At 62.6% G+C, this 25,435-nt stretch carries 22 protein-coding genes; 4 read left to right on the forward strand and 18 right to left on the reverse strand.

The features are described from left to right. Positions 1-8: 8 nt before the first annotated feature. The 6 genes from BLR29_RS01000 to BLR29_RS01025 all read right to left on the reverse strand — a co-directional run bounded on the left by BLR29_RS01000 (position 9) and on the right by BLR29_RS01025 (position 6,767). On the reverse strand, positions 9-890 hold the full coding sequence (locus BLR29_RS01000) for an intradiol ring-cleavage dioxygenase (RefSeq protein WP_092133902.1): 882 nt from the start codon (positions 888-890) through the stop codon (positions 9-11). A 41-nt stretch (positions 891-931) separates the two neighbouring features. Continuing rightward, entirely contained in the window at positions 932-1,900 is a 969-nt protein-coding gene (locus tag BLR29_RS01005) for a sugar ABC transporter substrate-binding protein (RefSeq protein WP_092133904.1), read from the reverse strand. Positions 1,901-1,964: 64 nt separating this feature from the next. Continuing rightward, positions 1,965-2,930, reverse strand: a complete 966-nt coding sequence (locus tag BLR29_RS01010) for an ABC transporter permease (protein WP_092133906.1) — start codon at positions 2,928-2,930, stop codon at positions 1,965-1,967. Further along, positions 2,927-3,895: an ABC transporter permease gene (locus tag BLR29_RS01015; protein ID WP_092133908.1), complete on the reverse strand. Its 969-nt coding sequence runs from the start codon at positions 3,893-3,895 to the stop codon at positions 2,927-2,929. The genes BLR29_RS01010 and BLR29_RS01015 overlap by 4 nt, the downstream gene beginning before the upstream one ends. Position 3,896: 1 nt before the next feature. Then, positions 3,897-5,405, reverse strand: coding sequence for a sugar ABC transporter ATP-binding protein (locus BLR29_RS01020; RefSeq protein ID WP_092133910.1), 1,509 nt, complete (start codon positions 5,403-5,405; stop codon positions 3,897-3,899). Between the two features lie 9 nt (positions 5,406-5,414). After that, on the reverse strand, positions 5,415-6,767 hold the full coding sequence (locus BLR29_RS01025; RefSeq protein ID WP_092133912.1) for an amidohydrolase family protein: 1,353 nt from the start codon (positions 6,765-6,767) through the stop codon (positions 5,415-5,417). Between the two features lie 235 nt (positions 6,768-7,002). Between BLR29_RS01025 and BLR29_RS01030 the strand changes: the two genes are divergently transcribed. Beyond that, complete coding sequence (locus BLR29_RS01030; RefSeq protein ID WP_092133914.1) at positions 7,003-7,917, forward strand: LysR family transcriptional regulator; 915 nt, start codon at positions 7,003-7,005, stop codon at positions 7,915-7,917. Positions 7,918-7,968: 51 nt separating this feature from the next. On the opposite strand, the gene BLR29_RS01035 is transcribed toward BLR29_RS01030, so the two are convergent. The 10 genes from BLR29_RS01035 to guaB form a co-directional block, all read right to left on the reverse strand. Further along, positions 7,969-8,841 carry an NAD(P)-dependent oxidoreductase gene (locus tag BLR29_RS01035; protein ID WP_092133916.1) on the reverse strand — a complete coding sequence of 291 codons (873 nt, stop codon included), beginning with the start codon at positions 8,839-8,841 and terminating at the stop codon, positions 7,969-7,971. Between the two features lie 45 nt (positions 8,842-8,886). Beyond that, positions 8,887-9,960, reverse strand: coding sequence for a maleylacetate reductase (locus BLR29_RS01040; protein WP_092133918.1), 1,074 nt, complete (start codon positions 9,958-9,960; stop codon positions 8,887-8,889). 1,198 nt (positions 9,961-11,158) lie between these two features. Continuing rightward, on the reverse strand, positions 11,159-14,839 hold the full coding sequence (locus tag BLR29_RS01045) for an SIR2 family protein (RefSeq protein ID WP_092133920.1): 3,681 nt from the start codon (positions 14,837-14,839) through the stop codon (positions 11,159-11,161). Between the two features lie 165 nt (positions 14,840-15,004). Then, the gene (locus BLR29_RS31840; protein ID WP_143018404.1) at positions 15,005-15,718 is read right to left on the reverse strand and encodes a hypothetical protein; all 714 of its coding nucleotides are present in this window, start codon (positions 15,716-15,718) and stop codon (positions 15,005-15,007) included. Positions 15,719-15,951: 233 nt separating this feature from the next. After that, positions 15,952-16,710 carry an NYN domain-containing protein gene (locus BLR29_RS01050; protein ID WP_092135353.1) on the reverse strand — a complete coding sequence of 253 codons (759 nt, stop codon included), beginning with the start codon at positions 16,708-16,710 and terminating at the stop codon, positions 15,952-15,954. Between the two features lie 658 nt (positions 16,711-17,368). After that, on the reverse strand, positions 17,369-17,797 hold the full coding sequence (locus BLR29_RS32350; protein ID WP_176860854.1) for a tyrosine-type recombinase/integrase: 429 nt from the start codon (positions 17,795-17,797) through the stop codon (positions 17,369-17,371). Positions 17,798-17,975: 178 nt separating this feature from the next. Continuing rightward, positions 17,976-18,206 carry an Arm DNA-binding domain-containing protein gene (locus BLR29_RS32675; RefSeq protein WP_218132677.1) on the reverse strand — a complete coding sequence of 77 codons (231 nt, stop codon included), beginning with the start codon at positions 18,204-18,206 and terminating at the stop codon, positions 17,976-17,978. A 219-nt stretch (positions 18,207-18,425) separates the two neighbouring features. Then, positions 18,426-20,045, reverse strand: a complete 1,620-nt coding sequence (gene guaA / locus BLR29_RS01060) for a glutamine-hydrolyzing GMP synthase (protein ID WP_092133922.1) — start codon at positions 20,043-20,045, stop codon at positions 18,426-18,428. Continuing rightward, complete coding sequence (locus BLR29_RS01065) at positions 20,020-20,664, reverse strand: hypothetical protein (protein ID WP_092133923.1); 645 nt, start codon at positions 20,662-20,664, stop codon at positions 20,020-20,022. The genes guaA and BLR29_RS01065 overlap by 26 nt, the downstream gene beginning before the upstream one ends. A gap of 93 nt (positions 20,665-20,757) precedes the next feature. Then, positions 20,758-22,221, reverse strand: a complete 1,464-nt coding sequence (gene guaB, locus BLR29_RS01070; RefSeq protein WP_092133925.1) for an IMP dehydrogenase — start codon at positions 22,219-22,221, stop codon at positions 20,758-20,760. A gap of 115 nt (positions 22,222-22,336) precedes the next feature. Here guaB and BLR29_RS01075 point away from each other — a divergent pair, with 115 nt between their 5' ends. Together BLR29_RS01075 and BLR29_RS01080 are read left to right on the forward strand one after the other, a co-directional pair. Then, complete coding sequence (locus BLR29_RS01075; protein ID WP_092133927.1) at positions 22,337-23,296, forward strand: DMT family transporter; 960 nt, start codon at positions 22,337-22,339, stop codon at positions 23,294-23,296. 90 nt (positions 23,297-23,386) lie between these two features. Beyond that, positions 23,387-23,953 (forward strand): DUF4124 domain-containing protein, encoded by a 567-nt coding sequence (locus tag BLR29_RS01080; RefSeq protein ID WP_092133929.1) that lies wholly within the window; start codon positions 23,387-23,389, stop codon positions 23,951-23,953. 33 nt (positions 23,954-23,986) lie between these two features. Here the strand turns inward: BLR29_RS01080 and BLR29_RS01085 are convergent, their stop codons facing one another. Both BLR29_RS01085 and BLR29_RS01090 read right to left on the reverse strand, forming a co-directional pair. Continuing rightward, positions 23,987-24,346: an RnfH family protein gene (locus tag BLR29_RS01085; RefSeq protein WP_092133931.1), complete on the reverse strand. Its 360-nt coding sequence runs from the start codon at positions 24,344-24,346 to the stop codon at positions 23,987-23,989. After that, positions 24,330-24,770, reverse strand: coding sequence for a type II toxin-antitoxin system RatA family toxin (locus tag BLR29_RS01090; RefSeq protein WP_092133933.1), 441 nt, complete (start codon positions 24,768-24,770; stop codon positions 24,330-24,332). The genes BLR29_RS01085 and BLR29_RS01090 overlap by 17 nt, the downstream gene beginning before the upstream one ends. Positions 24,771-24,946: 176 nt before the next feature. Between BLR29_RS01090 and smpB the strand changes: the two genes are divergently transcribed. Then, complete coding sequence (smpB, locus tag BLR29_RS01095; protein WP_092133935.1) at positions 24,947-25,399, forward strand: SsrA-binding protein SmpB; 453 nt, start codon at positions 24,947-24,949, stop codon at positions 25,397-25,399. Positions 25,400-25,435 lie beyond the last annotated feature (36 nt).

The following is a 25,435-nucleotide window of genomic DNA, read 5'->3' on the forward strand; positions in this document are numbered from 1 at the left end:
CTGCCTCCTTACTGGTTTGCCGTTGCCGGTTGGGCGGGATTGAGCACGAAGTCGAAATCGAGCGTGTAGAAGGGGTTGTCTGACCGGGTGCCGTCTGGCGCCGTGCCAGAGTCGTGGCGCACCCAGTCGGCCACCAGCGACGAACGCACCCCGAACACGGTGTCGGAGTCCAGATAGGTGTCGCCGTCACGAAACACATGCGTGACCAGCGTCTCGTATCCGGGGGCCGAAATCATGAAATGCAGGTGCGCGGGGCGCCATGGATGCCGCCCCATGGCTTCGAGCATGCGTCCGACCGGGCCGTCGTGTGGAATCGGATAGCACTCGGCGACGATGGTCTTGAAGTGATAGTGTCCGGACGCGTCGGCGTGCAACGTGCCGCGTCCCTGGGCGCTCGTGCGCCCGGCCTTCTGCACATCGTAGAAGCCCTCGGCATCGGCTTGCCAGACTTCCAGCTTGGCGCCCGGCACCGCCTCGCCCGTGATGCTCCGGACATTGCCGCTGACATAGCAGGGCTCTCCCGCCATGCCGTTGCCGACGTCGGCGCCGAGCGCGTAGTCGGGCGCGTCGTCGACGTAGAACGGGCCGAACACCGTGGCCTCCGTGCAGCCCTGGGGCTTGCGATGGTTCTGCGCGGTCACCAGCGTCGACAGGCCCAGCGTATCCGACAGCAGGATGAACTCCTGCCGGCTCGGGTTGCAGGTATGGCCGACGTCCGTCAGAAACTGGATACCGGCGGCCCACTCCTCCTCGGTCAGCCTGACCTCCCTGGCGAACGCGTGCAGGTGCTGGATCAGGCTGGTCATGACCGTCTTCAAGCGGCGATCCGTCATGTCGGCATTGCGTGCCAGCACCGCCTGGGTAATGGTCTCTTCATTGAGATTTCGCATGGTGTTCCTTTCTTGTTGCCTTTCTTGGCCGTATGAGGCCTCTACGCTTTTGCGCCGTCTTCCCAGCGCGGGCAAGCGCGCTTGTCGACCGGCACGTCGAGCGGCTGATAGTTGGTCTTGTCGATCACGGCGGCCGGCAGCACGATGTCCTGCTTCACCGGCAGCCCGCGCAGCTTGCGGATCGCCGCCATGGTGCCGAGGCAGCCCTGGGCGAAGCCGTTGTAGTCGCCGGTCGCCAGCATGGTGCCGGCCTTGATTGCGTCGATCGCTTCCTTGGTGCCGTTGATGCCGGAGACCAGGGCCTTGCGATTAGCCCCCTGCAGCGCCTCGATGGCGCCGATGGCCATGGCGTCGTTGGCGGCGAACACGGCATCGATCTGCGGGTAGGACTGCATCAGGTTCTCCATCACCTGCAGGGCCTGCAGGCGCTGGTAGTTCGCGGGTTGCGTGGCCACCAGCCTGACCGCCGGGAAGGCCTTCAGCGCGTCTTGCACGCCGCGCACGCGGTCGGTATTGGTCAGCGATCCCTTGACGCCTTCCAGCAGCACCACATTGCCCTTGCCGCCCATGGACTTGAACAGATGCGTGGCGGTCTTCAGGCCGAGTTCGTAGTCGCTGGCGCCGACGAAGGACACAAAGGTGCCCACATCGCTGCGATCCGTGACGTTGACCACCGGGATGTTCGCCGCGTTGATCTTCTTCACCCCCGGCGCCATGGCCTTGTAGTCCACCGGCACGAAAACCACCGCATCCGGCTTCTTGACGATGACGTCCTCGATCTGGCTCATCTGCTCGGGAATGCTGTCCGGCTTGGTCGGGATGTAGTGCGTGACCTTGGCGTTCATGCTCTTTGCCGCCGCATCCGCGCCCTGGCGCAGTACCTGGAAATATGGGTTGGTCTGGTTCTTGGTAAAGACGGCGATCTTCTCGCCGTCGGCATGGGCGGCTGGCGTGGCCAGCAACCCGAGTGCCAGCATGGCGGCGAACGGCTTCAGCTTGTGCGATTGCATAGGGTGTCTCCTTGGTTTTCGAATAGCGCCGGCATGTGGTCTGCCGGCGTTGCTGCAATTTCGCTTACCTGGTACCCAGCCGGCGCCGCGACAGGGTGTCCAGGAAGACAGCAAGCACGACGATGACCCCGGTCACCAGCGGCTGCCAGTTGGCGCTGACGGTGAGCAGGTTCATGCCATTGAGCAACAGCGTCAGGATGATGGCGCCCACCAGCGTGCCGGAAACCCGGCCCACGCCACCGAACAGCGACGTGCCGCCGATCAGTACCGCGGCGATCGCCGGCAAGGTCAGCGTCTCGCCGATATCGCCCTCGGCCGAGTTCAGGCGCGCCAGGAACACCAGGCTGGCCAGCCCGGCCATGGCGCCGCTCACCACATAGACCATCACCAGCCGGCGCGCCACCGGCACGCCGGACAACCTGGCGGCGACGGGATTGGCGCCGATGGCGTAGATCTCCTGCCCGTAGGTGGTCTTCTGCGAGATCGCCGTGCCGGCCACCAGGAAGGCCAGCATCAGGAAGACCGGAATCGGTACGCCCCACAGATAGCCGCTGCCGACCGCGCGGAACGCCGGCGCGAAGCCGTGGATGGTGTCCCCGGCCATGAACCAGTAGGTCAGGCCGTGCAACACCCAGAGCATCCCGTAGGTGGCGATAAAGGGCGGGATGCGCAGCGCCGCCACCAGCAGGCCGTTGCCCAGGCCGATCAGCACGCCGCTGCCCAGGCCAACCCCTACCCCAAGCATCGTCGAGCCGGTGGCCTTCATCACGCTCGCCGCCAGGCAGGCGGACATCGCGACATTGGCCCCCACTGACAGGTCGAGACCGCCGGTCAGGATCACCAGCGTCAGTCCGGAGGCCAGCAGGAACAACAAGCTGGCCTGGCGCAGCACATTGAGCAGGTTGCCGAGCGTCAGGAAGGCGTCCGACGCCACCGCCAGCGCCACGCAGAGCAGGCCGAGCGCGAATACGCGGTAAGCGAAGGAGCGGGCGTCAGCCGACAGCGGCGCCCGGGCGATGACGGTATTCATGCTTTCCCCTTGAAGGACTCGATCAGCAGCACGACCAGCACCAGCAGGCCGATGGCCGCCACCTGGATCGACGATTGCACGCCGACCAGGTTCAGGCCGTTGCGCAGCACGCCCACCGCCAGCACGCCCAGCACCGTGCCCGGCAGCCAGCCGTTGCCGCGATCGAAGGTGGTGCCACCCACGGCCACCGCGGCGATGGCATCGAACTCCAGCCCGATGGCCGCCGTGGGATGACCGGCGTTCATGCGCGCGGTCATCAGCAGCGCGGCCACGCCCGCCATCACGCCGCCCAGTGCGTACACCGCGATCAGCCAGCGGTTGACGCGCACGCCGGCAAACTTGAGCGCTTCGCGATTGCCGCCGAGGGCGAACACATTGATGCCGAAGCGCGTGCGGTAAAGCAGCCAGTGGAACAGGCCGTAGAACGCGCCGGCGATCCAGATCGGCAACGGGATACCGAGCCACTCACCCGAGTAGAGCAGCGGAATGGTGTCGCCGATGCCCACCACGCTCTGGCCGTCCGTGACCGCCAGCGACAGCCCCTGCGCCACGCCCATCGTGCCGAGGGTGGCGACGAAGGGCGGAATCCCCAGGCCCGCCACCAGCGCGCCATTGAGCAGGCCGAACAGCAGCCCGACGCCAAGCGCCGCCAGCACCGCCAGCCACAGCGAGCCGGTTGCCACCATCACCATGGCCAGCGCCACGCCGCACAGCGTGAGGACGGCGCCCATCGACAGGTCCAACCCTTCCGTCATGATGATCAGCGTCATGGGCAAGGCGATCAGCAGCAGGATGGTGGACTGCGTGCCGACGTTGAGCAGGTTGGCCGTGCTCAGGAAGCCATCGCCGCCAATGGCGAAGGCGAGCGTCAGCAACAGCAGGACCCAGACCGATCCGGGCAGCTTGCCGAGTGCCGGCGCCATCGGCAGTGCCACGGCGCGCGGGAGGGCGCGGGTATCAGGCATATCAGGCATCGTTCATCCCCAGTTGCAAAATGCTTTCCTCGGTCATGTCGCCATGCGCAAGCTCGCCGGCGATGCGGCCTTCGCGCATGACATAGGTGCGGTCGCAGACGTTGATGATCTCCGGCAGCTCGGAGCTGATCAGCAGCACCGCGGCGCCCTCCTTCACCAGCCCGTCGATCAGCGCGAAGATCTCGGCCTTGGCGCCCACGTCGATGCCGCGGGTCGGCTCGTCGAAGATGAACAGCCTGGATTCGGCGATCAGCCATTTGCCGATCACGATCTTCTGCTGGTTGCCCCCCGAGAGGAACTGCGCAAGCTGGTCGCCGCCGGGCGTGGCGATACGCAGGCGGCCGATCTCGCGCGTGGCCAGCGCTTCGGCCTTGCCGCTGCGATACCAGTGGGCCGGGAAGGCGCGCCGCAGTCCGGCCAGCAGCAGGTTGTCGCGCACGGTGCGGATCAGGGCCAGCCCCTCGGTCTTGCGGCTCTCAGGAATCAGCGCCGCGCCCAGCGCCCGCGCCTTGTCCGGGCCGCCCTTCATCGGCTTGCCGAAGATGCGGATCTCGCCGTGACGGATCGGGTCCGCACCGAACACGGCCCGGGCGACCTCGCTGCGGCCCGAACCCACCAGGCCCGCCAGGCCGACGATCTCGCCGGCGCGCACCTGCAGGCTGATGTCCTCGATGCCGTTGTCGGCGCTGACGCCGCGCATCTCCAGCGCCAGGTCGCCGGTGGGCCCGCCGCGCTCGCGGCTGTAGCTCATATCGACCTTGCGGCCCACCATGCGGGCCACCAGTTCGTCGGGGGTGGCATCGCCCGGCAGGTAGCTGCCGACCTTGCGGCCGTCGCGCATCACGGTGATGCGGTCCCCCAGGGCGAACACCTCGGCCATGCGGTGCGAGATGTAGATCATCGACACGCCTTCGGCCTTGAGCTTGCCGATCACCGAAAACAGCTTCTCGGTCTCGCGGTCGGACAGCGCCGCCGTCGGTTCGTCCAGCACCAGGATGCGCGCATCCTGCGACAGCGCCTTGGCGATCTCGACCATCTGCTGCTGGGCCACGCCCAGGCGGTGCACGGGCGTACGCGTGCTCAGGTCCATGCCGAGGATATCGAGCAGGCGGCGGGCCTCGGCATGCATCCTGGCGTGATCGACCGAGCCCGGCACGCGTCCGCGCGGCTCGCGCCCCAGGAAGATGTTCTGCGCGATGTCCAGGTACGGCACCAGCGAGAACTCCTGGAAGATCACGGCGATGCCGAGTCTCATGGTGTCGGCCGGGCGGGTGACGGCAACGCGCTGCCCGTTGTGATAGAACTCGCCGGCATCGGCCACGTACACGCCGCACAGCACTTTCATCAGCGACGACTTGCCCGCGCCGTTCTCGCCGAGCAGCATGTGCACTTCGCCGGGGTAGATCGCGAAGGACACGTCGTCGAGCGCCTTGACGCCCGGAAAGCCCTTGCAGATGCCGCGCATCTCGAACAGCGGTGTCATGTCGGTGATCGCGTTCATGGTCTCTCCTTATGCGTGGGCGGGCGTGTGGGCGTGCTTGTGAAGCAGGCGCTCGCCGGAGGCGCGCAGCGTCTCCAGCTTCGCCGGCAGCCCGTCGACCAGCAGGCGGCCGCCGCGCTTGCGAGCCACGCCGGCCACGAACACGCTGTCGATATTGGCCAGGCTGGCCTGCATTACGACGGCGCTGACCGGGTCGTGCAGCGGCATCATGTTGAGCCGGCGCGCGTCGATCAGCACCAGGTCGGCCTGCTTGCCTGCGGCCAGCGAGCCGATGCGGTCGGCCAGGCCGAGCATGCGCGCGCCGGCCATCGTGATCCATTCCAGCGCATCGCGACAGCTCACCTCATGCCGGGCGGCGATCTCGCCGTGCTGCGCGCGGTACGCGGCATGATCGAGCGCACGCTGGATGCCCAGCGCGATGCGCGCCGCCACGAACATCTCGCCGGACAGGCCGGATTCCAGGTCGACGCCGAGCGAGGGTGCCGCGCCCAGTCGACGCAGCCGGCCCGTGATGGGAAAGCCGTGGCCCTGCGTCAGCTCGTTCTCCGGTGTCACCGAAAAGCTCATGCCCGCATCGACAAAGCGCGCCAGTTGCGCATCGCTCAGGTTGTTGCCGTGCACGATATTGATGTGCGGGCCGAGCAGGCCAGCGGCTTCGAGCCGCTCCCAGCCATTGGGCGTACGCGCGGCGCCACCGCCCTGGTGCATGCTGGCCAGCAGGCCGAACTCGCGCGCCAGCGAGAAGTCGTGCAGCGCCACGTCCATCGTCGAATAGTGCGGGCCGAGAATCGCCAGACCCAGGCTCACAAGGCTGGAACCCTGCAAGCGCCGGGCGAGACGTTCGACTTCGCGCCTCGGATGCGGGGTTTCCCAGAACGGGGCCACGCCGGGCTTTGGGTCCGGCTTGGGCGAGCCGTGCAGGAAGGCGGCGCGGATGCCGGAATGCTCCAGCGCGTCGAGCGCGGCATCGCTATGGGCAGGCGTGGGATTGTTATGGCACCAGTCCACCAGCGTGGTGGTGCCGCAGTCGAGTTGGTTCCACGCGCCGACCTCGGTGGCGATGTGGATGTCTTCGGGCGTGAAGCGCGTAGCCAGGCCCGCATGCATCTGCCGGAAGTATTCCGTCAGCGTCCACCCGGCTGCCACGCCGCGCAGCGCGGTCTGCCAGGTGTGCATGTGGGCATTGATGAAACCGGGCGCCACGATAAAGCCGCGCGCATCGATCTGCTCGGCATCGGGGGCGTCGATATGTGGTGCGATGGCGGCGATACGCTCGCCGTGGATCAGCAGGTCGCCGATGAACTCGCCGTGAGCCGGCTCCATCGTGACGAGCGTCGCCCCGCGAATCAGGGTACGCGTCATGCCATTTGTCTCCTTTGGCCCGGCGGCTGGCACGGAGTCAGCCGCCTTCGCATTCATCGCCTTTCCAGGCGCTTTCGTAGTTTTTGCGTGCCCGGCATCGCTTGCTGCAAACGATTGCCGCGAGAGCACCGAGGCAGTCTATACTCGCCAAAAGCGGAAAAAAACGACGTACAAGGAAATCTTCTTTCCACTGCGCGGGAGAATCCCGCACACCGAAAGGAGGCGGAGACAAGGCATGGACCGCTGGACCGAAATCGAATTGTTCGTACAAACCGCCGAGCTCGGCAGCATCACCAAGGCCGCCGAAAGCCTGGAGATCTCGAACGCGGCGGCCAGCCGCTACCTGAGCGCGCTGGAGCAACGGCTCTCCGCGCGGCTGATCGAGCGCAACACGCGCCGGCTGTTCCTGACGCAGGTGGGCGAGGAGTTCTTCAAGCGCTGCAAGGGAGTGCTGGCGGAGATGAAGGAGGCGGAAGCCGACGTCAGCGCCACCGTGCTGGAGCCCAGCGGCATGCTGACCATCACCGCGTCGCTGTCGTTCTCGATGAAGCATCTGGCGCCGCTGATGCCCGAGTTCACCGAGCTCTATCCGAAGGTGAGCGTCAATATCCTGACCGCCAACCGCTATTACGACATCATGGACAGCGGTATCGACCTGGCGATCCGCACACGCGAGTTCGAGCCGGATTCCAACCTGACCGTGCGACGGCTGGCGGAGACCCGGCGCGTGCTGGCGGCATCGCCGCGCTACCTCGATCGCAATGGCACGCCGCGCAGCGTGGAAGACCTCGTCGATCACGAAATGATGATCTACGCGTACGCCAACCGCCCCAATGAGCTGGCGTTTACGCGCGATGGCGAAAAACGCGTGGTGTCGGTGCGCAGCAAGATGGAGTCAAACGACGGCCAGGTGCTGCGCGCGGCGGCACTCGAAGGCATGGGCATCCTGGTGCAGCCCAAATACATCCTCTATGACGACATCGTCGCGGGCCGCCTGATCCCCGTGCTCGATGACTGGGACCTGCCCAGGCTGACCGTCAATATCGCCTTCCAGAACCGGCATCACTTGCCGGCACGGGTGCGGCTGTTCATCGAGTTCCTGGTCGGCCATTTCCAGCGCATGGACTACGAGCGCAAGTGGACCTCGTAGCCAGCGCGGATGGCCCGGCGAAGACCGGACGACGTCCGGTCCGGGCAATCCCTAGGCCGTCCTCACGCCGGCAGCCAGCGCCGCCGACTTGATCACCGCTGCGTAGTCGTCGCCAGCCATGCCCTGCGCGGCGGCACCCTGCAGCATCTGGCCGTAGAGGGCCGTCAGGCCCATCGGCACACGCAACTGCGCGCCCGCGTCCAGGATCAGCCCGACGTCCTTGAGCATCTGGTCCACCGTGAACGTGGGCGTGTAGTCGTGTACGGCCAGCTGCGCGGATTTTGCCTTGACGATCGGCGACGCCACGGCGCTGGCATTGATCACCTCCCACATGGCCGCCCAGTCCAGACCGCCCTTCTTGCCCAGCGTCAGCGCCTCGGCCAGCATGCCGCTGGTCAGCGCGATCAGCAGATTCACGACCAGTTTCATCAGGCGCGCTTCCTCCGCCTCGCCAAGATAAAACTGGGCCGGGCCGAGCGCAGCCAGCAAAGGCCGGACGCGCTCATAGGCGGATTTCGGGCCGGACACCAGTGATGTCAGCTTGGCGGCCTCGGCCATGTGGTTGTTGCCCGATACGGTGACGCGCAGGTAGCCGATATCGCGCGCCGCCAATGCAGCGGCCGCCTCCGCCGACGCCGTGGGCGAAACCGTGCTGGTGTCGATGTAGAGCGCGCCCGGCCTGGCCGCAGTGGCCACCTGTGCGGCAACGGCTGCGAAGGCGGCGTCGTGCGGCATGGAACTGAATACGACTTCCGCGTCGGCAACCGCTTCGGCGAGCGACGCCGCCACGGAAAGGCCGGCCTGCCGCGCCGCCGCGACTTGTGCGGGCGCCACGTCATGGACGAGGACGTCGTTGCCAGCCGCAGCCAGATGGCGCGCCATCGGCAAGCCCATCTTGCCGGTTCCGATAAAGCCAATCTTCATGGTCTCGCTCCGAATTCTTGTTTGGGTGTCACAGGATGGATGCCCTCACGCGGGCCGCACGCCGTCGTAGGCGGCTTGCAGCAAGGCGCGGATCGGCTCACGCTCGATCGGGCGGGGATTCCAGTAGGGGTTGGCCAGCGCGATGTCGGTGGCGCGGTCGAGGTCCTCCTCCCGCATGCCGATGTCGCGCAACGCGACGGGTGCGCCATGACGCGCGGCCAGGTCGAACAATGCGGCCGGCGCCGAAACATCCGTCACTCCGATGGCCCGCTGAATACGCGCCATCGCCTCGGGTGCCGCGGCGGCGTTGTACGCCATGGCATGGGGTAGCACGATGGTGTGAGTCTCGGCATGGGGCAGATTGAAGCTGCCGCCCAGCGTATGGCACAGCTTGTGGTGCAGCGCCATGCCGACGTTGCCGAGCACGGTGCCGCACAGCCACGCACCGTAGAGACACTGCGCACGCGCGTCCAGATCGGCCGGTTCGCGGAAGACGGCGGGGATGCCGCTGGCCAAAGCCCGGATGCCCTCCTCGGCCATCATCGACATCACCGGGTTGGCTTCGCGGGCATAGAGGCCTTCAGCCGCATGCGCCACCGCGTTCAGACCGCTGGTCACGCTCAAGCCCACGGGCAGCCCGACCGTCAGCGTCGGATCGTAGATCACCGTACGCGGCAGCACGCGCGGGTCGCGGCCCGTGCGTTTCAGGCCGGCCTCCGTGAGTCCATAGATTGGCGTCATCTCCGAGCCTGCGTAGCTGGTGGGAATCGCCACGATCGGCATGCCGGTTTCCAGCGCGATGGCCTTGCCCAGGCCGGTGGTCGAGCCCCCGCCGATGGCCACGGCGCAGTCGGCGCCGGCAGCGCGCGCACGGGCCACCGCCTCGCGCGCACTCTCGACCGGCACATGCATGACGGCGCCGGCAAAGATGCCTGCCGACCGGGACCCCAGCAGGTCAGCAATGCGCTGCGCTTCCGCCACCTGGTTGGGGGTGCAAAGCACCAGCGCCCGCGCGGCGCCGAGCCGTTCAACCTCCTCTGCAACCCGCGCCGACGCGCCCGCACCGAACACGACGCGAGCCGCATTCGCCTCATAGATGAATGGCTGTGACGTTTGCATGGTCTCCTTTGTGGCATGCGAATACGAATGGCTGAACGCTATATTTCCGCGCGCCGAAAGGAAATAGCCCCTGCGGAAAACACTCTTTAGGCTGGTGGAAAAATGCGGGAGATTCGCTGTGCGGGAAATTCGCTGATCAGGCTCGCACTGATGACGAAATACGCGTCGGGGCGGACGCGACGCGGTTCTTTAGCGCGCCGCACAAACCGCGGAGGTCATCGGGGGGATGTCGTTGAGCAGCCGGTTTTGAGAGGCCGGCAGGATATGGCGACGGCGCCGGACGGCGATACCGTCACGCACATGCGATCGCGATTGCGATCAGGAGCCTTGCAAGTCCGGGAGTTGGGCTTGAGGTTACGCGGTGCGCGATTTGGATTGGGTAGTAAGTCTGGAAAGCAAACGCGAGGAATTTGAAACGCCCTCCGGATTCTATCGCGACCTCCGCCGCCGACCTGTTCCGCTGGCCGGCTAGCTCGCGATAGTCCCCGGAAGGGGCGTCAAATCACTCCCACTCGATCGTCAACTTGTGCGGCAAACCCGCATGGTTATTAACTTTGCGGTCGTCGCATTTCTGCCATACCGTCACAGATACCGTCAAGACAGCGCAGCTATGCTAGCTTTGCAACACTCTCCTTGGCGCGGACCAGGCCGGCGCAGGGCGCACGGTATTCGTCCCGCACGCGATAGGCGCCAGGTGTCCCGTCAAGGCGCTGCGGCAGTGGCTGGAATTAGCAGGGATTGCTTCGGGCTGGGTATTCCGCGCCGTGAACCGGCACGATACAGTGGGTAGCGCAGCTCTGTCTGCGCAGTCGGTTGCGTTGATCGTGAAGGCTGCGACAATACGGCCAGGCGGCAACTCGTCCGCCGTCTCGGGACACAGCTTGCGAGCAAGGATACGTGCCGACGGCAGTCGAAGCCAGATTGCAACCTCACCAGATCAAAGAGCAAACGGGACACCGCTCGAATACAATGTTGGCTCGCTACATCCGGCCAGTGTCAACGCGGATAATCCCAAGCTTGCTTTGAATGTGCCAAGCGGTGACTTCCCATCTTTGCCGACGAAATGGTCACGGGACCACAGAAGTGACGTTGATCCTCCGAGTAGTTGCCCTCCATCATGGCGGGATGTGACGGCAGGTCCCACGCTGGCTGCCATCAGACTGCCGGTCGAAAAGGATCGACCGACCAGTCAGGCCAATCAAGCTGCGGTCGTGTCTAGAGCAAACCTGACCTCAGGAAGTGGATCGACTCGCGACTTGGCAAGAACGTCTTCCAATGCTTGAGCGTGCGGATGCAGCAGCGTCAGTGTATGCGCCAATTTCACCAATGCCGCCCTGATAGTGGATGCGTTCACTGCCTCCTGGCTTGCATAGTCGATGTTGATGTAGCTAGCCGATTCGAATGCAGTGGGTACTGCCTCAATCAGCGCCTTAATTTGATCATCTGACAGGCACTGACGAGTCAGCAGTTCTTCGGCAAGCCATATCAGTTGATGCAATCCAACAGTGCGGCCTGACTCAATGATCGCTACTACTGTCGAAACAAGCTTTGTGAACTCCGCCGAGCCAGTGGAGTCTGGTAGGTGCATCCACCTTCGTAGAGCAAGGGCTGCATAACTGACCGAATCCGACCTATTGCTCCAGAGTGCCTTCCGGATGATTTTTTCAGTGACCTTGGCGGTACTATCGTCAATGTGGGCAAAATAGACGAACGCCGGCAGGACCGCGTAATTGTGTTGAATTTGCAGATGAAAGTCGTGGATCTGCTCAAACTGCCGAAGAGTTTTTGGAGCGAGCGCCGGCACAATCCCATTGGCCAGGGCGCGGCCCACGGGATCCTTCAGGCGCTGCCGGCGATCCCTAAACCATCCGTCGGTATCCTCAACCGGGCGCCACGAGATCAGGCAGTCGAAAAGAATCTGGGCCTGAGCAGCCGTGGGAAACAATGCCGTCCTTTCATTGGCTGCGGCGTTTGCTATGCCGTCATAGGTTTGAACGGCACTTTGAATCTCAGGCGATGGATGAACTCGAAGCTCCTTCTGAGTATTCTCCAGAACATCACCACTGTCGTCAAAAAGATACGCGCGTACGAGTTGTTCGGCCCGCTCCTTGTCCATGCAAGGCAGCATCAGCAGTGCATGGGCAAAGAGGCCAGTGCTGGGAAGCGTGAGGTAATTAGGTGGGTTACCCCAAATCGCCGAAGCAAGCTTCTCGTGTTCCGACGAGACCAAAAAGCTGGATTCTTTGGACAAGGGCAGGAGCCGCAGAAGTGCCTCGCTTCTGGCATCGGGGCGACCTGTGGCGACAACCTCAATGAGTTGCGCGATTCGGTCTCCAATGCCGCTGTATGCAGATCGATCATGGAGGTACTCGATTACGGGATTCGGCCAATGAGGAAATCGTTCTGTGGCAACCTCACACGCGAGCGGAAAGGCCAAGGCGCTTGGCAAGAGCTCGCCTTGCTGGGAACTACGTATGCTCGTGAGCGCATGCGTCAACAGGTTCTCTAGGGACTCGGACAGCCAAAAATGCTGAAATTCCGCTTGCTGTCCGAGCGAAACGCCAAGTAAGTACAGCTGCTTGGCGCATTCGGACGAAACTCGAACAGCCAAACGCGCCAGAACCTCAAGGAACACGCGCAGCATCGATATCGCCTCCTTCTGGCTGTCCGACGCCCCCTTGAGTCTCTCATTGCGCCAGTAGGAAATCGCGGCAAGGAGTCTTGCCACGAGCGTATCGACTACGTCTTGCGATGCTCTTGCGACACCGATGCGCGAAAATGCGCTCTTGATAGGAGTTGAATCTTCGGAACTTGCCGCCCGAATGGCGAGAATGAACGTTTGTAGATCGCGGTCCGGATCTGCGGATAGCACGATTCTTTCCGCATTGCTTGCCAGGAGGTTGACAGTGACACTAGCCCCTCGCAGTCGCAACGGAATGCCAATTTGCTTACTCAGTCCGTCGAGGAGTATTGCAATGGAAGTGTCGGCACTTGCTGACCGATTCCCAGAGTGATCACGATAGTGCCCTTGCCCAAACAGTGGCTCTATGGACTTCTGACGTTCGAGATAGTCTTCCCATTGCTTCACTGTACTTTCGCGAATGTTATCCAGCCAAGTCCACGGATCGCATTTCAACCGCCGATAGGTATTTTCGGCGGACGCGGGCAGCTCCACGTCCTTTGATCGCAACCTTCCGTGCTGTGCCGCCTCCAATAGCCAGTGCGTCCACATCAACCGAGACAGGATGGGGATGGAAGAGCGTTCGCGTCGATGGGCCTCCCGTAGCTCGCCATAGCATTGGGCAAGTATCTGCGATGCTTCCTCGAAGCGGGCGAGCTCCATGAGCATCGATGCTTGGCGAAGCTTCCAGACAGGATTTTCGCCTACGATACCTTCGATTGAGGAAGCAATTCCGTCGTAATCAAGACTGTCTCGCGCAACAATCGCACGATGATATGCCAATTCCGCGGCGCAATCAGGCAAGTACGCGGCATACTTCTTCAGGCTATCGATTAGGGCAAGAACACGCTGATCACCAACCCGCCGCTCATCTCCACTGTCGCATTCGATCCAACGTGCATTATTGAGAAGAAAAAGTGAAATCTCCAGTTGCTGACGCCTTGTAAGGGCGCATGAAAAATCGGGATTTGCGAACTTGAAAAGCTCATCCGCAAGCCACGGTCGTACATCATGGAAGGTGACACTATGCCGCCAAGAGATCTCGTACAGAAGCTTGGCGCGATCACCTTCGTCAAGGGCAGCCAGGTTTTTCATGCTGGGCAGCGGATGGCTAATCTGGTGAGCTAGGCTCCATCGAAGGGAGGGCGGGCAAACAAGCCATCCTGGATAAGCTTCCCGATCCCGCTTTAATGTTGCAATTTGCTCAGACAGTAGCTTTGCTCCGTACTCAGGATCTGTTATTGCCCGAGTATGGTCCTCTGCACTCATCGAACTCTTGACGAGATTCGTCGGTTCCCATTCATGCGGCTTGGTTGTAGATGACGCTTCTGTCTTCAGTGCTTCCAAAAATAGTTCGACGGCTCTCTGATGCCGCAGATCTGTGTCGGTTATGTGAGCGACAATAGGCCATAGGTCTATCGGCGCAATATTCACAGATTCAAGATGCTTGCGCCGAGCGGCAGAAAGGTTCAGAGCACCGACGAGATAGATTCTTCGAGCATGATTAGCAAGGTGGTCACGGACCCACCCAGTCCACTGCACAAAGTTTGGATCATCTCCCGAAAACCCGAGCAAGCAAAACTCGTTTTCAATAAACACTTGTCGCGCAAAATTTACGAAAGGCGCAAATCGCTCGGGATAGGTACGATAGTCTTCCTGCGCCGCAATGAAGGATTCAGTAACGCCAATTGTTCCGTGCAGCTTTGCTATGCGCGGCGTCTGTGCCCAAGCCAGATCGGAGGTCTTGGTCACAACGGTATAGTACGGGCTATGGACGTTATTGGCGGCTCGCTCCAACAGCGTATCCCAATTGGTGGTAAGAACCTCGGACCAGGGGAGCTCAAGAAGCTGTTGATGCAGCGGACCGGTTAGCCACGAGTCATCTGCGATCTCGTGTCGAATCCTGTCATTTAGTGCGGCCTGCCCAAAGTACGCGCGGTATTCTTCTGCTACGCGAAGAGGGTCGGAGAACGTGAGGTCTGTCCCGTTGACGTTGAGCTCGCTCTCAAGTCGCTTGGTAAACTGGCCCCAGAGGGGCATTTTTCTCTCCCCGCCCACGTGACGTGCCGCGCTGCGACTAAACCCCGCTCCGATCATGATTGCTGCGCCATGATGACGCGCATCCAGCCGAAATAGTGCAGAAGCAAGCTTCCTTATGCCAGGGAAATCAGGAAGATCGCGGACCGATGGAGTTGTCATAGTTATCAGATATTCTACGGAAAAGGCAGGGACGAGGTTCTATCTCTTTGATCGCGTTTTCGCCGAAAGGGCGAAGCAGAGTGTAACGCGAGTGCCAAGGCGACTGCCGGTGATCCTACTATCGTCTCTCGGAGTTCGACCGCTGCAGGTCCAACTATGCTGTAACTAGGTCTCTCGCCGTGCCTTAGCTTCCGCACTTGATCTTAAGTACTCGCGTGCGCCCAACATGCTCGGAGGAAGAACGTCGATCTTGTCCAGCGAGTAGAGCGTTACACCGTCGATCTGGTCCACTTGACCCTCGGGCCATCTGGCGAAGTCAAATATCACCTGAACTGATCGAGGCTCAATTGGAGATCCGTACGGAGATGCATCTCTCTCGAAATAGCCTCTGGCGAGAGGGGCGGGAGCAGCGGATCCAAGCCTCAGAAGCCCGTAAAACTGTAGACGCCAGTGAGCCTTCTCGGCAGCCAGAAGCGTGTGTGACGATGAATCCGAGTCGAGTCGAGTGGATACTTCATCTGCCGCCAGTAACAGGCGCGCGCAGGTGAGCCACGCGAGGCGATCATGTCTAGGCTCCCCGTTGCTGTTGAGGCTGTCAAAAGCTCGTTCCCAGCATCTGTTTGCCATTTCGAGGTAGAGGCCCTCGTCTGTGGTAGCTCTTTCCTGTTGAATAGTCCAAATAAGGCCCGCTAGGGCGGCGACGGCCATGATTGGTGAAATTGTTCCCCCTATAAAGGTTCCAAAGTTGTTCCATTGCCCCGGATTGTCGGAAATGGGAGTTTCCCAAAAATAGTAGAGCCAAACAATCAGTGGAAGTGGAGATACTGCCGCCGCACCTATTGCAATAACTCGTGCGGGTATGCGATGGAGCTTGATCATGGGCTATCTCGACAGCGTTTAAATGCATCTTATAATTCTATGCGATGCCGCAACGATTCCGCGAGCTTAAGCAGCGGCCATTCAAAATAGAACCGCGATGTCAGGCGCTTGATGACTCAGGTTTGGTCGTGATCTAGTGATATTTATGCTGCAGGTGCTGGCTGCCCCTTTGACGTCTTATTTGCCACCGCAGGCAGATCCAAGTAAACACCCCTCTTTCGTGTGGGCGCCGATCACCCCTCAGCTGCATCCGCCTTGGGCTTCAAGCTGACCCAAAAACCGGTGCCGTTCTGCTGGTTCATGACCAGGTCGGGGTAAGTGCGTACCATGTCAGAGAGAGCGGCATGGCCGAAGGCTTTGGGCGAAAAAGCGGGGTCAGTACGTTTGAGGTACTGGCCTAGAGCGCCCAAGCCTACCCAGCCATCTGGCGTGTCGCCGGCGAGCAGTTCGACGGCCTTGATAACGGTCTTAGGTCGTCGCTTTGTCGGGGTCTTTGCAGGAGCCGCGGCAGCCTTCGGCTTTGCTGGGTCCGCCGGTTCCGCGGCAGGCTCTGGCGGCAACCACTCGAAGAACTGATCGCTGGCATTTCGCAGTGCGTCAGGCGTCTTGGCCTCCCCAACGATATGCACGGTTGCGCCACGTTCCCGGAGCTTGCGGCAAAGGTAGGCGAAATCCGAATCGCTGGTGACTAGGCAGAAGGTATCGGCGCGGGAATCGAACATGGCTTCCATCGCATCCAAGGCCAAGGCGATATCAGCGGTATTCTTGCCCGCCGCGTATTGATACTGTAGGCAGGGGGTAAATGCGAGGCGGACCATGGCTTCCTGCCACCTGTGCGCGAGCGTAGCGTGGTTACCGTACCCTCTGCGAAGGACTACACGGCCGAATTGAGCCACAACCCGGAGGGCATATTCGAGGATCTCTGGGCTTGTATTGTCGCAGTCTACGAGTACTGCGACCCGTGCCTCCGCTGGTGCCAATTGACCCGCCATCGTTTCCACCATTTCATTGTTGTTCCTGCATCATAGCAGGGGCAATTGCGCAGAAGTTGGCTTAGCCAGTAGTGCTGCTGGCCGTGGAGGCTGAGGTGGAAGAAGCAGGTCTGCTCAATTTATACGTCGTAGATCAACGAGTGAACCGTAGCACTATGCCGACCAAACTGAACCGCTGGAGCAACAGCCTCGGCCTGCTGTTGCCGCAACACATCGTAGAATGCGCCGAGCTAGCCGCCTGGGACTATCTGTATATACGCCTGTTGGATTCTGGCGAGATCACCGTTCGCAGTGGCACACCTGGCCGGAAGAATCCGGCTTCGGCGACTCGCTATCGCAGTGCAGACGGCCGAGGTTGGAACGGAACTGGGGAAATGCCCGACTAGCTGCGTAGGGCCGTCAATGCCAGGCAAAACGTGGAGCATTTTCGCGTTGGATAGTCCCTGCCGTTGTAGACGGCAGCGATCCTATTCCGCGGCGCGTGCGCTAGGCTCAGCTCAATCCATCTCTCGTCGAACTTCGCCCGATTCAGGCCAGTGGAGAACGTGCGCCGCAATTCGTGCACCCCGAACGACTGAAATTCTGGGTCGTCCTTTTGAAGGATCTCGTCCGCCGCGCGTCAATAACGCGATTTAGCGTGGCATTGCTGATCGGCGACTCACTGTCGTAGCGGCCCGGGTGCAAGTATTGGCTCGCCCCATAGCAAGAGCGCAGCGCCGTCAGAATATCGAGTGCCTGTTCGCTCAGCGGCAACGTGAGCGTTGCGCGCTTTCATGTGGCTGGCCGGAATCGTCCAGCGTCCTGCATCGAAATCTACCTCGCTCCAGGTGGCGTCGATAAATTCCCCTTTCCGCACACCGGTCAGCAGCACAAATTTCAGCGCCAGGCGCAGCGTTGGCGTGGTTGCAACCTTCTGCAGCGCAGCGATGAACTTGCAGATCTCGGCTGGCGTCAACGCCCGATCGCGCGGCTTGAATGTTGCAACGGCACTAGCGCGCACAGCCTCGGCCGGGTTGCCAACCGCCTGGCCCCTGGCCTGCGCGTGGCGGAACACCGCCTGTACGACTTCGCGAATGTGGATGGCCACGGCGGGACCGCGCTTTGCCTTGGCGTCATCGCAAAGCCGCATCAGTCGCTGGGGGAACACGTCAGCGCTTCGGCAGCTGTGGTGCGCTTCTCCACCTTGGTGCGTGATGGCGATACACCCCGTTCCACCTCTCGACGGGCTCGGTCCAGAAGCGTGCGGGCCTCTCGTAGAGACACGCTCATGCGCTCATGCCGAACTCCAACGCATCAGGATCACGCGCTTGCTTGCGCGCCAGATCGACGTCGTACCGGCCGATAGCTGGCGTTTCGCGCCGGCCGTTTAAACGGTAGTCGTAGCGGAATGAAATTGTGCCCGTTGGCAGCACCGCGACGTACATGCCGTCGCGGTCACTCACCTTGAATGCTTTGTCCTTGGGCTTCAGGGCACTCAGCTCTCGATCAGTCAGCAAATCAACCTCACTCTGGTTTGCCGCTTGGTACCATCAGCCCCTCTGACGGTACGGGAAGCGGCGATTTCCACCGCTTCCAGTCGTACCATCACGAATACCGCCTTATTTCTGAAGATTCGGCGATACGGACTGAGACAACATGAGTCACCTAAGTCCTTGTCACGCTTGGGTTTCTTGTGATCTTTGACACTATTTGAAACGGCGTGAAGCTATCTTAGATCACTCCCACTCGATCGTCGCGGGCGGCTTGCCCGATACGTCGTACACGACCCGGTTCAGGCCACGCACTTCGTTGATGATGCGATTCGAGCAACGGCCCAGCAGCGAGTACGGCAAATGCGCCCAGTGCGCCGTCATGAAGTCCGTGGTCTGCACCGCGCGCAGCGCCACCACGTAGTCGTACGTGCGGCCATCACCCATCACACCGACCGACTTCACCGGCAGGAACACGGCAAATGCCTGGCTGGTCAGGTCGTACCAGCTCTTGCCCACCTGCTGCGGCTCGCACAGGCCAGCGGCGGCGTCCTGCTCGGTGGCGATCGTCTTGCGCAGTTCCTCGATGAAGATGGCGTCGGCACGGCGCAGCAGGTCGGCGTAGTCGCGCTTGACTTCGCCCAGGATCCGCACGCCCAGGCCAGGGCCCGGGAACGGGTGACGGTAGACCATCTCGGGCGGCAGGCCCAATGCCACGCCCAGTTCGCGCACTTCGTCCTTGAACAGGTCGCGCAGCGGTTCCAGCAGCTTCAGGCCCAGCGTTTCCGGCAGGCCGCCCACGTTGTGGTGGCTCTTGATCGTGGTCGCCTTCTTGGTCTTGGTGCCGCCCGATTCCACCACGTCCGGGTAGATCGTGCCCTGCGCCAGCCACTTGGCGTTGGTCAGCTTCTTCGCCTCGGCCTGGAACACCTCGACGAATTCGCGGCCGATGATCTTCCGCTTCTGCTCGGGATCGGTCACGCCGGCCAGATGGCCCAGGAACTGCCCGGAGGCATCGATGTGGACGACCTTAGCGTGCAGACGGCCGGCAAACATCTCCATGACCATCTTGCCTTCGTCCAGGCGCAGCAGGCCGTGATCGACAAAGACGCAGGTCAGCTGGTCGCCGATGGCGCGGTGGATCAGCGCCGCGGCCACGGAGGAATCCACGCCGCCGGACAAGCCGAGAATCACCTCTTCGTCGCCGACTTGCTCGCGAATCCTGGCCACCGCTTCGGCGATGTGGTCGCGCATCACCCAGTCAGCCTTCGTGCCGCAGATCTCGAGCACGAAGCGCTCGATCATCTCGCGGCCCTTGGCCGTATGCGTGACTTCCGGGTGGAACTGCACGGCGTAGTAGCCGCGCGCCTCGTCGGCCATGCCCGCGATCGGGCAGCTTGGCGTCGATGCCAGCAGCTTGAAGCCCGGCGGCAGCTCGGCGACCTTGTCGCCGTGGCTCATCCAGACCTTGAGCATGCCGTGGCCTTCGGCGGTGGAAAAGTCCTCAATGCCGTTCAGCAGCTTCGTATGGCCGTGGGCGCGCACCTCGGCATAGCCGAATTCGCGATGGTCGCTCCACTCCACCTTGCCGCCCAGTTGCACGGCCATCGTCTGCATGCCGTAGCAGATGCCCAGCACCGGCACGCCCAGGTCCCACACCGCCTGCGGGGCGCGGAGCTGGTGGTCTTCATAGGTACTGGCGTGGCTGCCGGACATAATCACGCCCTTCGGCGCGAACTCCCGCACGAAGTCGTCGGAAACGTCGTTGGGATGGATCTCGCAGTAGACGTGCGCCTCGCGAACGCGACGGGCGATCAGCTGCGTGACCTGCGAGCCGAAATCAAGAATGAGGATTTTGTCGTGCATGATGGGCGGTTGGCGGTGCTTCCGGTTCGGGTTCGGGCATCACCTCGGTGCCCGGGCCGTAGCCGGGCGGCGGCGTGATGACCGGCTCGCGCCGGTATTCGGAGAATGGCGTCTGGCGTGCCTGGCTGGCGCCGCCGGGTTCGTTTTCGGGGGGGTACACATCGGCCGGACGGACGTCCCGTCCCGCCTTTCGTTCCGCTTCGCGTTCGGCCTGCAGCTCGCGTTCGCGCAGACGCACCTTCTTGGCGGCCGGCAGTTGCACGACGGCGAAGACGATCAGCACTGCTGCCAGTGTCAGCAGCCAGATCTTGCCGGCGCCCTGCACGGGCATGTCCAGGAACATCGTCCAGGCGGCGATCAGCACGGCACTGGCCAGGTTCACCTTGCCTGCGGTCCGCGCCACGGTCACGGTCAATTGCCCGTTGACGGTGGCCTGGAACAGCAACCAGGAAAAACCAATCATCGCCACGCCCAGCAGTTGGCCGAACAGGGCCGGCTGGGGCTGCGGCAATTGCAGCGCGGCGTACAGCGTGGTGAACGGCGACATCAGCAGCAGGATGCCGAGCAGCAAGTCGAGCAAGGCGTCGAAAAACAACACGGCTCGCAACAGTACTTTCATGGGCGCTCCTCTTGCGGCGCGGCCGCGCGACCCCGTCAACCTCGACGGAGCCAGCGCGGCCGTGTTGCCCTTCCCGGGCGGGCCATATCGGGATCAGTCGATATGGTAGTTCGGCGCTTCCTTGGTGATCTGCACATCGTGGACGTGCGACTCGCGCATGCCCGCGGCGGTGATCTGAACAAACTCGGCGGACTCGTGCCAGTTGGCAATGGAGCTGCTGCCGCAGTAGCCCATCGAGGCACGGATGCCACCGGTCAGCTGGTGGATGATCGCCATGACCGAGCCCTTGTAGGGAACGCGGCCTTCGATGCCTTCCGGCACCAGCTTGTCGACGTTGGCCGTGTTGTCTTCCTGGAAGTAGCGGTCCGCGGCGCCGTCCTTCATCGCGCCCACGGAACCCATGCCGCGGTAGCTCTTGAACGAACGCCCCTGATACAGGAATACTTCGCCCGGCGCTTCCTCGGTGCCCGAGAACATGCCGCCCATCATCACGGTGTGCGCGCCGGCCGCCAGGGCCTTGGCCACATCGCCGGAATAACGAACGCCACCATCGGCGATCAACGGCACGCCGGTGCCCTTGAGGGCTTCGGCCACGTTGGACACGGCAGTGATCTGGGGAACGCCCACGCCGGCCACGATACGCGTGGTGCAGATGGAGCCCGGGCCGATGCCGACCTTGACGCCGTCGGCGCCATGTTCGACCAGCGCCAGCGCGGCGGCGCCGGTGGCGATGTTGCCGCCCACGACCTGCACATGCGGGAAATTCTGCTTGACCCAGCGCACGCGGTCCAGGACACCCTGGCTATGGCCGTGCGCGGTATCCACCACAACCACGTCCACGCCTGCCTTGACCAGCAGTTCCACACGCTCGTCGTTGTCCGGGCCAACGCCAACGGCCGCGCCAACGCGCAGCTGGCCGTGGTCGTCCTTGCTGGCCAGCGGATTGTCGACAGCCTTCTGGATATCCTTGACGGTGATCAGCCCGCGCAGCTCGAACGCGCTGTTCACCACCAGCACGCGCTCCAGGCGGTGGCGATTCATCAGGCGCTTGGCTTCTTCCAGCGGCGCACCTTCGGCCACGGTCACCAGCTTGTCGCGCGGCGTCATCTTGGCGCGCACCGGGGCGTCGAGTTCTTCCTCGAAACGCAGGTCGCGGTTGGTGATGATGCCGACGACTGTCTTGCCTTCCAGCACCGGGAAACCCGAAATACCGTGCTGCTGCGACAGGGCGATCACATCGCGCACTTTCATTTCCGGCGAAATGGTGATCGGATCACGCAGCACACCCGATTCATAGCGCTTCACGCGCGCCACTTCACGCGCCTGGTCGGCGGGCTTCAGGTTCTTGTGGATGATGCCGATCCCGCCGGCCTGTGCCATGGAAATGGCAAGGCGTGCTTCCGTCACGGTATCCATGGCGGCGGAAACCAGCGGAATATTCAGTTCGATCGAACGGGTCAGGCGGGTGCGGAGGGAAACATCCCGAGGCAGGACGGCCGAATAGGCCGGGACGAGCAGCACGTCATCGAATGTGAGTGCTTTCTGGACAAGACGCATAGCAAATCCTCTAGGCGCAAAAGCAGATTATACAGTAATGCAGGATTTGCTGATGCGTTCTTGCAAGGCCTTTGCTATTCTCGGCCTCCCTTTCAGACAACCATATCGGGAGACCATGGGAATCGGCGTGTTGTGTGGCCTTCTGGCGGGAGCGTTCTGGGGCATGGTGTTCATCGCACCGAAGCTGCTGCCGGTGTTTTCGCCATGGGAACTGGCCATCGGCCGATACCTGGCCTACGGGCTGGTGGCCCTCCTCGCCGCCCTGCCCCTGCTGGCGCGCATCGCCCGCAAGCTCACTCGCGCGGACTGCGTGGCGCTGCTGCGGCAAGCCTTTACCGGCAACCTGCTGTACTACGTGCTGCTGGCGTTTGGCGTTCAACTCGCTGGCGTGGGCCCCACGTCGCTGATCATTGGCATCCTGCCGATCTCGGTCACCATCATGGGTCGGCGCGACCACGGCGCCGTGCCGCTGACCCGCCTGATCTGGCCGCTGCTGGTGGTCGCCACCGGCATCGCCTGCATCAATATCGATCTGTTTGGCGGCGGCGCCGGCGCGCATGGCGCTGCCGTGGGTGCCGTGGTTCGACCAGTCTGGCAAAAGATTGCAGGCGTGGCCTGCGCGGCGGGGGCACTGGTCTGCTGGACGCTCTACGCCGTGGACAACGCCCGCTACCTGCAGCGCAACCCGCACTACAGCGGCAACGAATGGTCGGCGCTGTATGGGCTGTCGACAGGACTGGTGTCCGTGGTGCTCGCGGCCATCGGCTGGCTGGTGCTCGGAGATGCCCTGACCGCACCGGGCAGCGGCCGCGACTGGCAGTGGTTCTGGATGGTCAATGCCGCAGTGGCACTCGGGGCGTCGCTAATTGGCAACAACCTCTGGAACATCGCCAGCCGGCGGCTGCCCCTGACGCTTTCCGGCCAGATGATCGTATTTGAGACGCTGTTCGCGCTGGCATATGGGTTTGTGTTCGATCACCGCTGGCCGCGCCCTCTGGAAATGGCCGCCATCGTGTTGCTGATGATCGGCGTGGCATGGTCCGTGCGCTTGCATGCCACGGACAAGTCTCAGTAGACTACCGGGCAATGACGCGGGGGTCACATCGTTGTCAACCCCACCGCGGTCTGATAGCACCATCGCCCAACCCGTCCAGACGCCTTCGCCATGAACCGATCGTCCGCGCTGTACCTGCTTGTCGCCGCCGCTGTTGCCGTCCCCGGCACGGCCTTCTCACAATGGCAATGGAAGGACAGCACGGGACGCATGGTGTACAGCGATGTGCCGCCACCGCCATCCGTACCGGACCGCGCCGTTATCATGGCGCCCGGCCGGGCTCCCGGGGCTTATCGCCCGGTGGAAGCGGATGCCGCCGCCAAGGGCGACAGCATCAAGGCCGAAGGCCAGCCCGACGCCAGGCCGGAGGCACCTCGTGCGCGCCCGGCATCCGCCCGGGTAAAAGACAAGACGGATGCCCCGGCCGATCCCGATCAGGCATTCCGCGAACGCCGCGAAGCCCGACTCAAGGCCGACCTGGAAGCCGCCACCAAGGAACGCGAACAACTGGCACGGCAGACGCGGTGCCAGGAATTGAGCAACTACGCGACAGGCCTGCGCGAAGGCATGCGCGTGTCAAAAGCTGGCGCCGATGGCGCCGCCCATCGCCTGAGCGGCGAGGAGCGCGAGGCCGAACTTGCAAAGATGAACGACTCGATCTCGCAGCACTGCAGCTGAAAGCCCGCAGTTGACTGCAGCGCCCGGGGGCCGTCAGCCCTCCTGGCCACCCCCGCCGCGCAGCCACTTCAGCCCCTCGCGCGTTCCCGTCTGGCGGGTCTTCTGCACCCGCTTGCGGCGAGCCTGCTTCGGATCGGCTGTCAGCACCCGGTAAACCTCGACCCGATCGCCGGTGCGCACCACCGTGTCAGGAGTCTTGAGCTTGCCGTAGATCCCCACGCGAAGCGTGGACGGATCGACCTCGGGATAAGCCTCGACCAGCCCGCTGGCATTGATCGCCCCGATAACGGTCGTACCCGCCGCCACCTCGATATCCTTCAGGAACACGCCGTCCGGACGGGCATAACAGACCGACACGCGCACGACTCCTGCCACTTCAGTCTTTGTTGCCATAAACCACCTCGGCACGCTTGACGAAGGAGTCGACGAAGGTATTCGCGATCATGCTGAATACCGGACCGATGATTTTCTCGAGAATGAAGCTGGAAAACTCGTAGTGCAGGTGGAATTCGATCTTGCAAGCGTCGGCACGCAGCGGCGTAAAGCGCCAGGACCCATTGAATGTCTTGAAAGGACCATCGGCGAACGTCATATCGATGCGAGTCGGACGCTCCTGGACGTTGCGCGTGTGGAAATACTGCTTGATGCCGTTGAAGTGGATATGGAGCTTGGCGTCGAGAAGCGTTTCGGTCTGCTCGAAGACTTCCACGCCGCCGCACCACGGCAGGAACTTGGGATAGTCCTCCACGCGGGTAACCAGGTCGTACATCTGCTCGGCCGAGTAGCCGAGCAGGACGGATTTATGGACGTCTGCCATGTATTCGGATTGCGGGGCGCGGCCGGGGCTGGGCCGGGGCCGGATTGGTTTGCTAGAATCCCGATTTTAGCCGACAGGCGCGCGCACGGCACCCCCGGCGCACATTTCCGCGCCGGCCAATCGCTTTTCACGCCTGCCGCGCCGCGGCAGTCTCGCTTAGGAACCCACCCCACCGCATGACCATCGCTGACAACAAGAAGGCCTTTTTCGACTACTTCATCGAAGAGCGATTTGAAGCCGGGATCGTGCTGGAAGGCTGGGAAGTCAAGGCTATCCGCGCCGGGCGCGTGCAAATCAAGGAAGGCTATGTCGTCGTGCGCGACGCGGAGATGTACCTGATCGGCGCTCACATCAGCCCGCTGCAAAGCGCCTCGACGCACATCAAGCCGGACCCGGTACGGACCCGCAAGCTGCTGCTGAAGGCTGACGAGATCAAGAAACTGATCGGCAAGGTGGAGCAGCGCGGCTATACCCTGGTACCGCTCAACCTGCATTACACGCGCGGCCGCGTCAAATGCGAGATCGGACTCGGCAAGGGCAAGAAGCAGTTCGACAAGCGCGAAACCGAGAAAAATCGCGACTGGCAGCGCGAAAAGGCGCGCCTGATGAAGAGCGACAACAAGGAATAAAAAAACGGAGGCTTCGGCCTCCGTTTTCGTTCGAAG

Source organism: Cupriavidus sp. YR651 (genome assembly GCF_900101625.1).
Taxonomy (GTDB): Bacteria; Pseudomonadota; Gammaproteobacteria; order Burkholderiales; family Burkholderiaceae; genus Cupriavidus.

Bases quoted from the DNA above. Each gene is read 5' to 3' on its own strand.
- BLR29_RS01000 (WP_092133902.1), bottom strand. From the start codon at position 890: ATGCGAAATCTCAATGAAGAGACCATTACCCAGGCGGTGCTGGCACGC.
- BLR29_RS01005 (WP_092133904.1), bottom strand. From the start codon at position 1,900: ATGCAATCGCACAAGCTGAAGCCGTTCGCCGCCATGCTGGCACTCGGG.
- BLR29_RS01010 (WP_092133906.1), bottom strand. From the start codon at position 2,930: ATGAATACCGTCATCGCCCGGGCGCCGCTGTCGGCTGACGCCCGCTCC.
- BLR29_RS01015 (WP_092133908.1), bottom strand. From the start codon at position 3,895: ATGCCTGATACCCGCGCCCTCCCGCGCGCCGTGGCACTGCCGATGGCG.
- BLR29_RS01020 (WP_092133910.1), bottom strand. From the start codon at position 5,405: ATGAACGCGATCACCGACATGACACCGCTGTTCGAGATGCGCGGCATC.
- BLR29_RS01025 (WP_092133912.1), bottom strand. From the start codon at position 6,767: ATGACGCGTACCCTGATTCGCGGGGCGACGCTCGTCACGATGGAGCCG.
- BLR29_RS01030 (WP_092133914.1), top strand. From the start codon at position 7,003: ATGGACCGCTGGACCGAAATCGAATTGTTCGTACAAACCGCCGAGCTC.
- BLR29_RS01035 (WP_092133916.1), bottom strand. From the start codon at position 8,841: ATGAAGATTGGCTTTATCGGAACCGGCAAGATGGGCTTGCCGATGGCG.
- BLR29_RS01040 (WP_092133918.1), bottom strand. From the start codon at position 9,960: ATGCAAACGTCACAGCCATTCATCTATGAGGCGAATGCGGCTCGCGTC.
- BLR29_RS01045 (WP_092133920.1), bottom strand. From the start codon at position 14,839: ATGACAACTCCATCGGTCCGCGATCTTCCTGATTTCCCTGGCATAAGG.
- BLR29_RS31840 (WP_143018404.1), bottom strand. From the start codon at position 15,718: ATGATCAAGCTCCATCGCATACCCGCACGAGTTATTGCAATAGGTGCG.
- BLR29_RS01050 (WP_092135353.1), bottom strand. From the start codon at position 16,710: ATGGCGGGTCAATTGGCACCAGCGGAGGCACGGGTCGCAGTACTCGTA.
- guaA (WP_092133922.1), bottom strand. From the start codon at position 20,045: ATGCACGACAAAATCCTCATTCTTGATTTCGGCTCGCAGGTCACGCAG.
- BLR29_RS01065 (WP_092133923.1), bottom strand. From the start codon at position 20,664: ATGAAAGTACTGTTGCGAGCCGTGTTGTTTTTCGACGCCTTGCTCGAC.
- guaB (WP_092133925.1), bottom strand. From the start codon at position 22,221: ATGCGTCTTGTCCAGAAAGCACTCACATTCGATGACGTGCTGCTCGTC.
- BLR29_RS01075 (WP_092133927.1), top strand. From the start codon at position 22,337: ATGGGAATCGGCGTGTTGTGTGGCCTTCTGGCGGGAGCGTTCTGGGGC.
- BLR29_RS01080 (WP_092133929.1), top strand. From the start codon at position 23,387: ATGAACCGATCGTCCGCGCTGTACCTGCTTGTCGCCGCCGCTGTTGCC.
- BLR29_RS01085 (WP_092133931.1), bottom strand. From the start codon at position 24,346: ATGGCAACAAAGACTGAAGTGGCAGGAGTCGTGCGCGTGTCGGTCTGT.
- BLR29_RS01090 (WP_092133933.1), bottom strand. From the start codon at position 24,770: ATGGCAGACGTCCATAAATCCGTCCTGCTCGGCTACTCGGCCGAGCAG.
- smpB (WP_092133935.1), top strand. From the start codon at position 24,947: ATGACCATCGCTGACAACAAGAAGGCCTTTTTCGACTACTTCATCGAA.